Origin of the sequence: uncultured Thiothrix sp. (genome assembly GCF_937876535.1) — a bacterium.
GTDB lineage: Bacteria > Pseudomonadota > Gammaproteobacteria > Thiotrichales > Thiotrichaceae > Thiolinea.
On record NZ_CALFHZ010000005.1, the window covers coordinates 203,259 to 216,167 of the forward strand.

Annotated in this window: 13 protein-coding genes; 10 read left to right on the forward strand and 3 right to left on the reverse strand. The window is 45.9% G+C overall.

Annotated elements, in window-relative coordinates; translation table 11 throughout:
• The first annotated feature begins 17 nt into the window (after window positions 1-17).
• The 4 genes from Q0230_RS02195 to dusB are packed head-to-tail and all read left to right on the forward strand — an operon-like array spanning window position 18 to window position 3,390.
• Window positions 18-803: an enoyl-CoA hydratase-related protein gene (locus tag Q0230_RS02195; protein WP_298607713.1), complete on the forward strand. Its 786-nt coding sequence runs from the start codon at window positions 18-20 to the stop codon at window positions 801-803.
• Between the two features lie 10 nt (window positions 804-813).
• Complete coding sequence (locus tag Q0230_RS02200; RefSeq protein WP_298607715.1) at window positions 814-1,668, forward strand: EamA family transporter; 855 nt, start codon at window positions 814-816, stop codon at window positions 1,666-1,668.
• 24 nt (window positions 1,669-1,692) lie between these two features.
• On the forward strand, window positions 1,693-2,349 hold the full coding sequence (locus Q0230_RS02205) for an MOSC domain-containing protein (protein ID WP_298607717.1): 657 nt from the start codon (window positions 1,693-1,695) through the stop codon (window positions 2,347-2,349).
• A 42-nt stretch (window positions 2,350-2,391) separates the two neighbouring features.
• The gene (gene dusB, locus Q0230_RS02210) at window positions 2,392-3,390 is read left to right on the forward strand and encodes a tRNA dihydrouridine synthase DusB (protein ID WP_298607719.1); all 999 of its coding nucleotides are present in this window, start codon (window positions 2,392-2,394) and stop codon (window positions 3,388-3,390) included.
• Here the strand turns inward: dusB and Q0230_RS02215 are convergent.
• On the reverse strand, window positions 3,379-4,128 hold the full coding sequence (locus Q0230_RS02215) for a response regulator transcription factor (protein WP_298607721.1): 750 nt from the start codon (window positions 4,126-4,128) through the stop codon (window positions 3,379-3,381). The two genes, dusB and Q0230_RS02215, sit on opposite strands and share 12 nt — an antisense overlap.
• Window positions 4,121-6,106, reverse strand: coding sequence for a PAS-domain containing protein (locus Q0230_RS02220; protein WP_298607723.1), 1,986 nt, complete (start codon window positions 6,104-6,106; stop codon window positions 4,121-4,123). The genes Q0230_RS02215 and Q0230_RS02220 overlap by 8 nt, the downstream gene beginning before the upstream one ends.
• Before the next feature lie 202 nt (window positions 6,107-6,308).
• On the opposite strand from Q0230_RS02220, the gene Q0230_RS02225 reads away from it, so the two are divergent.
• Window positions 6,309-6,815 (forward strand): TerB family tellurite resistance protein, encoded by a 507-nt coding sequence (locus Q0230_RS02225; RefSeq protein WP_298607726.1) that lies wholly within the window; start codon window positions 6,309-6,311, stop codon window positions 6,813-6,815.
• A 130-nt stretch (window positions 6,816-6,945) separates the two neighbouring features.
• Window positions 6,946-7,263 (forward strand): hypothetical protein, encoded by a 318-nt coding sequence (locus tag Q0230_RS02230; protein WP_298607728.1) that lies wholly within the window; start codon window positions 6,946-6,948, stop codon window positions 7,261-7,263.
• A 71-nt stretch (window positions 7,264-7,334) separates the two neighbouring features.
• Here the strand turns inward: Q0230_RS02230 and Q0230_RS02235 are convergent, their stop codons facing one another.
• Window positions 7,335-7,799 (reverse strand): hypothetical protein, encoded by a 465-nt coding sequence (locus tag Q0230_RS02235; protein WP_298607730.1) that lies wholly within the window; start codon window positions 7,797-7,799, stop codon window positions 7,335-7,337.
• Window positions 7,800-8,008: 209 nt separating this feature from the next.
• On the opposite strand from Q0230_RS02235, the gene Q0230_RS02240 reads away from it, so the two are divergent.
• From Q0230_RS02240 to Q0230_RS02255, 4 genes are read left to right on the forward strand one after another with little or no spacing between them, the layout of a single operon-like run.
• Entirely contained in the window at window positions 8,009-9,955 is a 1,947-nt protein-coding gene (locus Q0230_RS02240) for an AMP-binding protein (RefSeq protein WP_298607731.1), read from the forward strand.
• Complete coding sequence (locus Q0230_RS02245) at window positions 9,955-10,758, forward strand: ABC transporter ATP-binding protein (RefSeq protein ID WP_298607733.1); 804 nt, start codon at window positions 9,955-9,957, stop codon at window positions 10,756-10,758. Before Q0230_RS02240 ends, Q0230_RS02245 begins: the two co-directional genes overlap by 1 nt.
• Before the next feature lie 33 nt (window positions 10,759-10,791).
• A complete protein-coding gene (locus Q0230_RS02250; RefSeq protein ID WP_298607735.1) occupies window positions 10,792-11,793 on the forward strand; it encodes a branched-chain amino acid ABC transporter permease in 1,002 nt (333 codons plus the stop codon).
• A 2-nt stretch (window positions 11,794-11,795) separates the two neighbouring features.
• Window positions 11,796-12,872 (forward strand): branched-chain amino acid ABC transporter permease, encoded by a 1,077-nt coding sequence (locus tag Q0230_RS02255; protein WP_298607736.1) that lies wholly within the window; start codon window positions 11,796-11,798, stop codon window positions 12,870-12,872.
• Window positions 12,873-12,909 lie beyond the last annotated feature (37 nt).

The following is a 12,909-nucleotide window of genomic DNA, read 5'->3' on the forward strand; positions in this document are numbered from 1 at the left end:
ACTTGGAGGAGTCGCTCGTGGAATTTGAAACTATCTTATTAGAAACGCCAGAGGCTGGCATCTACTGCCTAACCATCAATCGTCCAGCGCAATACAATGCGCTGAATGCCAAAACTTTAGAAGAAATTCATGCTGCGGCTACTCATCTCCAAACTCAAGCGGATGCTCGCGTCTTACTCTTAACCGGCTCAGGGCAGAAGGCCTTTGCAGCAGGTGCAGATATTAAAGAAATGCAGTCTAAAAGCGCGATTGAAGGTCAAGCTTTTGGGCGTAAAGGTATGCAAGCCTTTCGCAGCTTAGAGTTATTACCCATTCCAGTGATTGCAGTTGTACATGGCTTTGCTTTGGGCGGTGGCTGCGAATTAGCCATGAGTTGCGATTGGATTATTGCCTCCGAACAAGCCCAATTTGGTCAACCTGAAGTGGCTTTGGGTGTCACCCCGGGCTTTGGGGGAACTCAGCGTTTAAGTCGCTTAGTCGGGCGTTCCAAAGCGTTAGAGTTATTAGTTTCAGGGCGGCGAATTGATGCAGCAACAGCCTTGGCTTGGGGTTTAGTCAATCATGTTTATCCCGTCGATGACTTGATGAAGGAAGCATTGAAAATTGCGCGTGAAATCGCGGCTCAAGCGCCCTTAGCGGTACAAATGTGTAAGCAATTGGTGATTCGTGGTCAAGATTTAGAGTTAGCAACCGCTTGCTTATTAGAAGAGCAAGCCTTTGGCTTAAGCTTTTCTACTCAAGATCAAAAAGAAGGGATGGCCGCTTTCGTGGAAAAACGTACCGCTTTATTCCGCGGTGTTTAAGTAAGACTTAATGAGTTCTGTTGTCGCACTGCTGACTTTGTCAGTAGGGATGCATGCGACTTGGAATTTATTAGCGCGCCAAGTTCCTGCATCCTGCAATTATCTCTGGTGGGGGTTACTCGCCCATTTATTGCTATTTGGACCATTGGGTGTTTATGGCTTGAGCCAAATAACAGGGTCAAGCCAGTTCATCCTATTGAATAGCTTAGCTGCGATGGCTTTAAGTATTTACTTTGTGGCTTTGCGCCATGCCTATCGTTTTGCACCGGCTGCTTTCGTTTACCCCTTGGCACGTAGCTCCCCCCTGTTAATTGTGATTTGGACGTGGCTCTTGTGGGGGCAATTACCGAGTTGGCTAGCTAGTGTAGGCATCGGTTTAAGCTTATTAGGCTTATGGCTGTTAGCCATGACCAGCTCTAGGCAAGCCCATACCGCTCAAGCCTTACCTTGGGTCGGTTTAGCCGCTATCTGTACCAGCATTTATTCTCTATGTGACAAATTATTGATTCAGCAACTACCATCTTTTGCGGCCATTTTGGGTTATGTATCCCTTAGCTATCTAATGGCATTTATGGTGATGAGCCTGTTGAACTGGCGCGAAACCCGACATTGGCTTCCCGCTTGTAGGCCAAATGCTTGGTTAATTTTAATTGGTGGTTTGTGCATTGGCAGTTCTTACGCCTTGATTATTCAAGTAATGAATCACTTGGATACAGCGACTGCTGTGACTTTTAGTAATGCGGGGATTGTGGTGGTCAGCATTATTTCGATCTTTGTGCTAAAAGAACAAGAGCAGTGGTCAAAGCGTTTGGCGGCTGCGAGCCTTATCAGTATGGGATTAATCGTACTTGGCTCAAGCCTTTAAATCATGCAACTGGGGAGAGGGAGCATGAATGCATTTGTGGTGGGACATTTGTATGCGACAGCTAAGCCGCAACGGATTGGGGAAGATCAGGCGTTCACAGGGATATGGAAAGACTGTATCCAAACAGCTGTTTTAGATGAAGATGGCATCAAAGGTGATATTCAAGTTGATCGACGTGTGCATGGTGGTACGGAAAAAGCCTTGCATCAATATGCAATTCCAAGTTATGCGCAATTACATGCAGCTTTCCCTGAATTAGCGGCACGTATGCCCATTGGCAGTATGGGGGAAAATCTGACGGTGCTGGGTATGCATGAAGGCAATGTGCATATTGGAGATATATACCGCCTGGGCAGCGCACTTGTACAAGTCTCACAACCACGTAATCCCTGCTGGAAAATTAATAGTAAATTCGACGATGAGCGCTTAGCAAAATTCATTGCGACTCAACACATCAATGGTTGGTATTACCGCGTATTAGAATCTGGCTCGGTACAAGTCGGCGATAGTATGGATTTAGTCGAACGCTTTAATCCCATTTCATTACGCAATTTTCTAGAGGCGTATGCTGAACATCGACCCAATTTTCTGATTTTACGTAGCTTGGCGCGCTGCCAAGGTTTAACGCCTAGCTGGCAGCTGAAAATCCAGCAGCGGATGGAAGTGCTACAACGTTTATAGCAAAACGCACCGAGCGGCTAGAAGCTGATACACTTAGCTGTTATGAAAATTGGCTCTTACACCTTAACAAATAATCTGATTGTGGCTCCAATGGCAGGTGTCACGGATCGTCCGTTTCGCACGCTTTGCAAACATTTCGGCGCAGGGCATGCGATTAGCGAAATGATGGCTTCCGACATGACTTTATATGCGCAAAAAAAGTCGATGTTTCGGGCTAATTTCGCAGGGGAACTAGCCCCAATTTCTGCACAAATTGCCGGTTCTGAACCTGAACAAATGGCCGAAGCCGCACGCTATCAAGTTGCGAATGGTGCACAGATTGTAGATATTAATATGGGCTGCCCAGCGAAAAAGGTCTGTAAGCGTTTAGCAGGTTCCGCTTTATTGCAGGATGAAGATTTAGTCGCCCGCATTCTAGATGCAGTGGTGGCGGCCGTTGAAGTACCTGTCACTTTAAAAACTCGTTTAGGCTTTGCGAATGGACAAGAAAATATTCTGCGGGTGGCAGAGCGTGCCGAACAAGCGGGTATTGCTGCCTTAGCAATTCATGGACGTACTCGCGAGCAAATGTATACGGGCGCAGCGCGCTATGAATTGATTCGGGAAGTGAAGCAGCTTTTAAAAATACCTGTGATTGCGAATGGGGATATTGATAGCCCTGCCAAAGCTAAGCAAGTCTTAGAGCAGACGGGTGTCGATGCTTTAATGATCGGGCGTGCTGCTCAAGGCCAGCCCTGGATATTCCGAGAAATTACCCACTACTTAACCACGGGCGAGAACTTAGCGCGTCCTAGCCTCAAGGAAATTCGCGAAGTGGTTCTGCAACATTTAGCCGATTTATATGCTTTTTACGGCGAATACTCAGGCTGTCGGATTGCACGCAAGCATATCGCTTGGTACACGACCAGTTTGCCGAATAGTAATGCGTTTCGCGCTGCTATGTATGCAGAAGAATCTACCGCTACTCAATTTAAAGCCGTCGAAGCTTATTTTGCAACCTTGTTTGATCAAACTGAGACAAGGCAAGACTTAGCTGCTTAGTTGCGGGCTACGTACTTTTTCGACCGTTTGCGTTAGTAAATAGCCGCCACCACGCACGGTTTTAAACAGAGTTTGCTCATCCTCAATGGGCAGCTTCTTACGCAATTGCCCAACCCGTACATCAATAGTTCGATCAAAAGGAGCAGCATCGCGCCCGCGTGTTTGCTGCATGAGATAATCGCGATTTAAGACAGTTTGCGGATGCTTAACGAAGACTAAGAGCAGATCAATTTCAGCGGGAGATAAATCAATCAGCTCCTGTTGCATATTGCGAACTTCACGTAATTTACAATCAAGCGCATAACTGGCAAAACGATAACAGCTGGTTTCCAGTTTAGGGGTTTGTTTAAAGCGGCCTAAGCGCCGTAAGACTGCATTAGAGCGTGCGTGTAACTCGCTCATGGCAAAGGGCTTAGGCATATAATCGTCTGCGCCGCCATTTAAGCCATGTAAGCGTGCATCCAACGCATTTTCAACAGTGAGCATAATCACGCCTGCTTGATGCTCCGCCTTGATTTCATCTAACAACATAAAGCCGTCTTTGCCGGGCAAATGTACATCTAAAAAAACAATATCAATCGTCTCGGTATTCAGCACTGCATGCATTTCTTCACCAGACGCGGCGCAATGCACCACCATGCCTTGTTTTTCAAAATAGCGTTTAACCAGTGAGCGAATACCTGGCTCATCATCGACAATTAGAATATGGTTGGGTGTAGGGCTTACCGATTCAAGCATGCTCCGCCTTCAACAGCTCCTGCAGTTTGTGGGCCAGTTGATTACGCATAAAGGGCTTACGTAGCAAGTGTTGCTCGCTCAAAGTTGACTCCACCTGTTCGCTGTAACCTGTCATGCACAGCACTTTAGTCTCAGGATAGTCTTGTCGAATCCGTGAGTAAAGCTCCAAGCCACTAATAGAGCCGGGCATGATGATATCCGTCAAGACTAGCGCATACTGTTTAGTCTGCTGGAGCTTTTCCCAAGCAAAATCTCCATTTTCAGCTAAATCGACTGCATAGCCCATTTTGTGCAAAGCACGTTGCACAAATTGCCTGACACCAACATCATCTTCCACCAATAAAACTTGTGCCTGTTGACCATCCTGCTTTAAGCGTAGTAGACGTTGCTGCTGTTGGGTAGGTGTTTCGTTGACTACTGGAAAAATTAAACGCAGCGTAGTGCCCTCACCTAAACGTGAGCGAATCTCAATCCCCCCTCCTGACTGCTTCACAAACCCATAGACCATGCTTAAGCCTAAACCAGTACCGACCCCTGCCGGTTTAGTTGTATAGAAAGGTTCAAATGCACGGCTAATGGTTTCAGCGGTCATTCCTTCGCCCTCATCACGTACACTTAGCATTAAATATTCGCCTGCAGGCAAATCAGTGAAAGAAGTGGAATTCGCTAATTTTTGATACATTTCGGTGCGAATAATCAAACGCCCACCGCGCGGCATTGAATCACGTGCATTCAGGGCTAAATTTAAAATACTGGTTTCGAGCTGATTACGATCCACTAATACGGGTGGCAAATCTTCTGCCAATTGTTTTTGCAAGTAGATGGTTTCACCTAAAGTGCGCTGTAACAGCACGCTGAAATCATCCACCAATTCCCCCACATCAGTAGCAGTCGGTTTTAACGCTTGGCGACGTGAGAAGGTCAACATCCGCTGAATTAGCTCACTGCCCCGTTGGGCAGCTTGCAGGCTACATTGCACTGCTTCATGGATTTCCTCTAGATCTAAATCTTCGTCCTCCTCAAGAAAATTCAGATTGCCCAAAATAATAGTGAGCAGATTATTAAAATCATGCGCCATACCACCAGTTAAGCGCCCAAGCGCTTGCATCTTTTGCGATTCGATTAATTCACGTTGGGTCTGTTTGTATTCAGTCAGATCTTGCCCAAGAAAGAAATAACCAAGCATCTGCTCTTGTTCGTCAAAATGTGGAATGAAGGAAATCGACACATCCAACGGGCTACGTCCTTTGCGTCCAAGGACATATTCAGTTTGAACCTCCTTACCCTGCTGAACCGCATCAATATCTTTGTGAAACTGTTCAAGATTACGATTTTCTACCAAATCAAAGATAGAAGTTCCAAGTAGCTGGCTACGATTTAAACCAAACCACTCTTCATGCATATGATTGATAAATTGGTAATTATCATTTTTATCCACATAAGCAATTAAGGCGGGTACGGCATCGGCTATCTGGCGAATCCAGAGTTCGCTTTTCCGTAAAGCATCAGCTGTTTTGCGATGGGCTTCGCTTTCTAAACGATATTCTTCGGTACGCTGTTCGACACGCCGCTCTAGCTCTAGCTCGACCATACGCTGCTGGGTTACATCGGTATAGGTGGTGACAAAGCCACTATTATGCGGTAATGGATTACCACGTACTTCAATCACCGTTCCATCGGGACGTACCCGATCGAATACATGCGATGCAAAAGTCCGTGCAAGCCGCATTCGCTCCGCAACAATCTCATCAATATTCCCCTCACCATATTCACCACGCTCTGCATTAAAGCGAAATAGCACTTCAATCGACAAACCCGTTTGGGCAAAAGTTTCGGGGAGTTGGAGCAAGTCAAATAGACGCCGATTCCACGCTAATAGGCGTAAATCTTCGTCAAAGACGGAAATGCCCTGATCTAAGTAGTTCAGAACATCCAGCGATAAAGCTCTGTGGTTTCCAAGGATAGCTTCTGTACTCATAAGCTTTAGTATTGCGCAGTATCCACTTGGATGGGAGTAGCTTTACCTTCGGTTTACAAATTATCTGGCTGGTTTTTTAAACCAATCCACTCAAGTTGGAAAGACCATGCCACTCACTAGGGTTTTATTGGTGTTCAGCTGATTAGCTGTTAACCTGCACATCCACACATTTACTGAATAATCTAAATAAAGGAGAAGAGTTATGGGATTGTTTGATATGTTTAAGGGCGATACTGGTGCGCAAATGACCCCGCATTTGGCCTTTGCAACATCCCTGCTGTATATGATGTCTGCTGATGGTGAGATGGATAATGAAGAAGTCGGTCACTTACTCTCAGTCTTAGGTGGTAGTGATGACGGTCACGGCAATATTGGGGTCGGTGCAAACAATAAAGCATTACTCGACAATGCGATGAAATATCGCCGTAAGAACTCGATTGAAACCTTCCTGCAAGAAGCGACCCCTTTACTCAGCGATGCACAAAAAATGTGTATTCTAGTTAATCTGATTGATTCATCCTTAGCTGATGGCCAACCTGAGCCAGAAGAACAAGCCCTGTTCGGTAAAGTCATGCAAGCTTTCGGTGTAAGTGAAGAACGTTTCCGTCCTTTCTTTGAAGTCATTATGCTGAAGCATGATCGTTCAGTGTTTGTGAACCAAAACCACCCAAGCAATCAACCAGGCTTTAAAGTGCAACTTTCAAATTAGCTTGAACCTCTTGAAGGCTGGTAATACCCAGCCTTCAAACTGCTTAGATTACAGTCATGTAATCCTCTAGTTCGGCTCAGGGAAGGCGAGTAGAATTCGCAACACTTCTCCCTCAACTGGACTCACTTGAATGTTACAACTAAGCAAAGCCAAGTTTTTGGGCTTATGTCTGCTACCTACCCTGCTCTTAGCAGGTTGTGCGACTACTTCTGACCCTAATGCCCCCCAAACTGAAGAAGATAAAGCTTGGGCGATGAATGTACCCGGCCAAGCGCATACGCATATTGTGATGTTACCCGGCTGCTCCGATAAACCGCTCACGTTTACACATGTGCATAGACCTGATCAAAACACGACCGATACAGGGGCTCCTGTAAAAATGCACCTGCATAATGGTTGCTTCCAATGCCCACCCAAAAAAGCTGGGGTGAAACGCATTCTGCATTAAGTCCTATTTTCAAGGCATTAGCTAAGTGGCCTACAGACTGGGCTACTTAAGCCTCAAAGCGTGTCTTAAGCTTATTTCTTAAATTTCATTATCACCTTACTGCGTGTGCTAGTCACCGCGTAGTGATAAGTCGTCACATACTTACTTGCTGTTTGATAACCCACCACATAGGAGACTACCCCCTCGAATTGTCCAGTACGCTTTACATCCTTCACTTGAGTTTTCGGCAGATGCAATAACTCTGGAATCGTGCACATCCAATACACCGAAGGAAACAGGATTTGCTTAAATTTCACACCATTCACTGCTACTGGATCGTCACTAGGATCAAAGGTAAAAGGTGGCGATTTAGACGCAACCTGATAGGTCGGACTAGGGTTCTTCACATCAAAAATCACATATTCATACAAACCTGTTGGGCTGGTATTAGTGATTCGTGTAATCGAATTAGTCGCTGTGCAGGCAGCCGCTGCAGCTACTTCAGGCAATAGAACACTACTGGTAATCACTGCTAAGGCTAAGCATGAGATTCGCATAATAAACTCCCTCCATTGTTACAAGTCCCATCTTTAAATCAGAGCTTAGGTAGCACGCTTAGTTCCCGCTCAGTTTTAACTTGTGATTTCGGCCTTGAAGTCACTGATAAACTTTCATTACTTTTACATTAGCTTTACAAACTAAGTTTGGACACTCTCCCTAGTTTGCCTTTAGGATAAAAATAGGAATCAGGTGGAGGAGGAGTGGCGTGGATCACCAAAGTGATACTTTCCCTAAATTGCTGACCGATAATGCTCAACGCTTTGCCACTCGGGTAGCAATGCGTGAGAAGGATTACGGCATTTGGCAGTCGTGGACCTGGGCACAAATGCGCGATGAAATTGTCGCACTGGCTAATGGGTTAGCGGCGCTCGGTTTTCAACGCGGTGATAAGCTAGCTATTGTTGGCTCTAATCGCCCTCGCCTTTACTGGGGTATCTGTGCTGCTCAATGTTTAGGTGGCATCCCCGTTCCGGTCTATCAAGATTCAGTCGCTGATGAAATGCAGTATGTGCTCGAACATGCTGAAGCTAAATTCGTCATTGCTGAAGACCAAGAACAAGTCGATAAGATGCTAGAGATTCAGGAACGTTGTCCGAATATGCAGCATATTATCTATGATGACCCACGTGGTATGCGTTCTTACCAGCATGATCATTTACATGATTTTGCTGAAGTACAAACCCTTGGGCGTGAGTTTGCCAAACAGCATCCTGAATATGTGAATCAGGAAATGGCGCAGGGCAAAGGCAGCGATATCAGTATTTTCCTCTACACTTCAGGCACTACAGGTAAGCCGAAAGGTGTAGTCATGACTTATGACAATATCATCATGACTGCACGCAATAGCGTCAACTTCGACAAGCTCTCCCAAAACGAAGAAGTCTTATCCTACTTACCTATGGCATGGGTTGGGGATCACATTTTCTCCTACGGTCAAGCTTATGTAGCCGGTTTTTGCATTAACTGCCCTGAAAGTGAAAGTACAATTTCCACCGATTTACGTGAAATTGGCCCGACTTATTATTTCGCCCCACCGCGTGTCTTTGAAAATATTCTAACGACAGTCACCATCCGTATGCATGATGCTGGCAAGCTCAAGCAGCGCATGTATAACTATTTCATGGAGGTGGCGCGCAAAACTGGGGTCAAGCTACTCAATGGTGAGGCGGTTAGTGCTGCCGATAAACTGATGTATAGCCTAGGCAATTTACTGGTGTATGCTCCACTGAAAAATACGATGGGTTTTAGTCGGATTCGCTTGGCTTATACTGCAGGCGAAGCTATTGGCCCTGAGATTTTTGATTTCTTCCGCTCTTTAGGCATCAATATCAAGCAGCTTTATGGCCAAACTGAAGCTGCTGTATTCATTACCATGCAACCAGATGGACAAATCTTTGCAGACACGGTAGGTGTACCTGCGCCTGGGGTTGATGTGAAGATTGCTGAAAATGGCGAGGTTCTCTATCGAGGTCCTGGTGTCTTCCATAGCTATTACAAAAACGAACAATCGACCCGTGAAACCAAAAATGAAGAAGGCTGGGTTTTCACCGGTGATGCGGGTTATTTTGCTGAAAATGGTCACTTAAAAATCATTGATCGGATTAAGGACGTAGGTCGCTTCAACGATGGCTCGATGTTTGCGCCAAAATATATTGAGAATAAGCTGAAATTCTTCCCGCATATCAAAGAAGCGGTCGCTTTTGGACATGAGAAAGATTATTGCACTGCCTTTATCAATATTGATTTAGAAGCGGTTGGTAATTGGGCAGAACGGAATAATGTACCGTATGCCAGCTATCAAGAATTAGCCGGTAATCCACAAGTTTACCAGATGATGCTGAAAAGCATTGAAGAGGTGAATCGTAGTTTAGCGGGTGACAAACTCTTGTCGAACTCGCAAATTCATCGCTTCTTGATTTTGCATAAAGAACTCGATCCGGATGATGGTGAATTAACCCGTACCCGTAAAGTACGGCGGCGGATTATTGCTGAGAAATATGGGGTCTTAATTGATGCGCTGTATAACGGTTCAAAGGCGTGTTTCATTCGCACTGAAGTCACCTTTGAAGACGGTCGTAAAGGCGCTATCGAAGCTAATTTGAATATTGCTGATGTACCCACCTTTGCATCAACGGTGAAGGAGGCTGCGTAATGGCTGAATCGACTCAAGACGGCCGCAAAATCGGCGGCACTTTGCTCGAAGTTAAAAATATCAGCCTCTCTTTCGGTGGGGTCAAAGCACTCACCGATATTAGCTTTGATATTAAAGAAGGTGAAATCCGCGCCATTATCGGTCCAAACGGTGCAGGCAAAAGCTCAATGCTCAATGTCATTAGCGGCTTTTACCATCCTCAACAGGGTGAAGTCTGGTTCCGTGGTCAAAAACGTGGCTCGATGCGCCCTTACGAAGTGGCACGCCAAGGCATTGCCCGTACTTTCCAAAATATTGCGCTGTTCAAAGGTATGTCGACCCTTGACAACTTAATGACAGGGCGGATCACACAAATGCATACGAATCTGTTCTGGCAGGCCATTTGGAAAGGTCCTGCTGAACGTGAAGAGATCGCGCATCGGGAACGGGTTGAGCACATTATCGACTTCCTTGGGATTCAAGCCATCCGTAAAACCCCTGTTGGTCGCTTACCTTATGGCTTGCAAAAGCGGGTTGAACTGGGTCGCGCTTTGGCCGCTGAAGCTAAGTTATTGCTGCTTGATGAGCCAATGGCTGGGATGAATCTGGAAGAAAAAGAGGATATGTGCCGCTTTATTCTGGATGTGAATGACGAGTTTGGTACAACAATTGCGCTGATTGAGCACGATATGGGCGTCGTTATGGATCTCTCGGATCGTGTAGTGGTTCTTGATTATGGACGCAAACTGGCGGATGGCACACCAGCCGAAGTGCGTAGCGATCCTGAAGTCATCAAAGCTTATTTAGGGGGTGCACATGCTTAAGCATTGCTTATCACTGAGAGGGAGGGTGTCTAAATGAGCCCAGACCTATTAAATGTCTTAGAAGTCATCCTCAATGGTTTAATGGCGGGCATCATGTATTCGCTCGTCGCCTTAGGCTTTGTACTGATTTACAAAGCCTCTGGCATCTTTAACTATGCTCAAGGGGTTATGGCACTGTTTGCGGCTTTAACGCTTGTGGGTTTCCAAACGGGTCAAATCCCGTTTGCCCATGTGATAAATGCTGCTTTAGGTACACATCTAGATACTTGGGGACCCGGGTTGCCAACCCTGTTAGCCATTATCCTCACTATGGGAGTGATGGTCTTATTCGCTTATGTGCTGGAACGTTTCGTATTACGGCATATGGTCAATCAAGCACCGATTATTCTGTTCATGACTACGATTGGCTTAGCTTATTTCATGGAAGGCTTCGGTGACCTGATGTGGGGTGCGGATGTTAAAACTATGGATGTCGGCTTGCCTTCTGGTGGCTCAACTTGGCTAGAAAGTATCACTGCTGGCTGGGCTGCAGAAGGCTCAAATTATCGTGGCATGTATATCGACGTCCTCGATCTTTGGGCAGCAGGTGTCGCCATTGTACTAGTCATCACCCTAACTTTATTCTCGCAATACACCAAAACTGGGCGTGCTTTACGTGCAGTTGCGGATGATCACCAAGCGGCGTTAACGGTAGGGATTTCACTACGGACGATTTGGATTATTGTCTGGTCGATTGCTGGGTTCGTAGCACTCGTAGCTGGCATCATGTGGGGCGCTAAATCTGGCGTGCAATTCTCTTTATCTTTAATTGCACTTAAGGCTTTACCGGTATTAATCCTTGGTGGCTTTACCTCGATTCCAGGGGCCATTGTGGGTGGACTAATTATTGGTGTGGGTGAAAAGCTGTTTGAATACTTTATCGGCGGCATGATCGGCGGCGCAACTGAAAACTGGTTTGCCTATGTCTTGGCGTTGTTCTTCCTGATGTTCCGTCCACAAGGTTTGTTTGGCGAACGTATTATTGAGAGGGTTTAAGCATGTTCTATCGTGAGGCGGGCGACTTTAAAACCTCTTATTCATCCGATCAACAAACCTTCCCGATTCGTTTAGATCGGCATATGGTCTGGGGCATCTTAGCCATTGCGTTCTTTGTAGTGCCGTTCTTCATCAATGATTATTGGGAGAAATCGGTACTGCTACCCTTCTTAGTCTGGGCAATGGCTGCCTTAGGTCTAAACATTCTGACTGGCTTCTGCGGCCAAGTAAGTTTAGGTAGCGGTGGTTTTATGGCTGTCGGTGCTTATGCTTGCTATAAGCTGATGGTGGCCTTTCCGTGGATGAATATGTTCATTGTGGTGATCCTCGCGGGCTTAATTACTGCGGTCGTTGGGATGATCTTTGGCTTGCCAAGCTTACGAATTAAAGGCTTCTACTTAGCGGTCGCTACTTTAGCTTCGCAATTCTTCTTAGTATGGTTATTCAATAAAGTACCTTGGTTCTACAACAACTCTGCCTCTGGCATGATCGTAGCGCCTGAACGTACTTTCTTTGGTATCCCCTTGACTGGGGCGGAATCACCCTCTTGGATTACCTACTTATTCTGTTTAACCCTAGTCGTTGTATTTGCCTTCATTGCACATAACCTGATTCGTGGTCGCATCGGACGCTCCTGGATGGCGATTCGTGATATGGATATTGCGGCGGAAATCATCGGCGTACCCCCCTTGAAAGCTAAACTTTCTGCCTTTGCGATCAGCTCTTTTTATATTGGTATGTCGGGTGCGATGATGTTTGCGATTTATTTAGGTACTGCTGAACCCACCGAAGCTTTCGGCATCAGCAAATCCTTCCTTGTACTGTTTATGATCATTATTGGTGGCTTAGGCAGCATTTTAGGATCATTCTTAGGTGCTGCATTTTTAACCCTAATGCCCGTCTTACTGAAAAACGTAATGGTGAATGGCTTCGGTTGGCCTGCTGATTTAGCAGCACATATCGAACTTTTACTGATTGGTGCTTTGATTATGTTCTTCTTAATCGTTGAGCCACATGGACTGGCTCAGTTATGGCGAGTGACTAAGGAAAAATTACGCTTATGGCCGTTCCCACACTAGGTTCATCAGCCTTGCTGTGTTGGGAATCGTGCTAGCA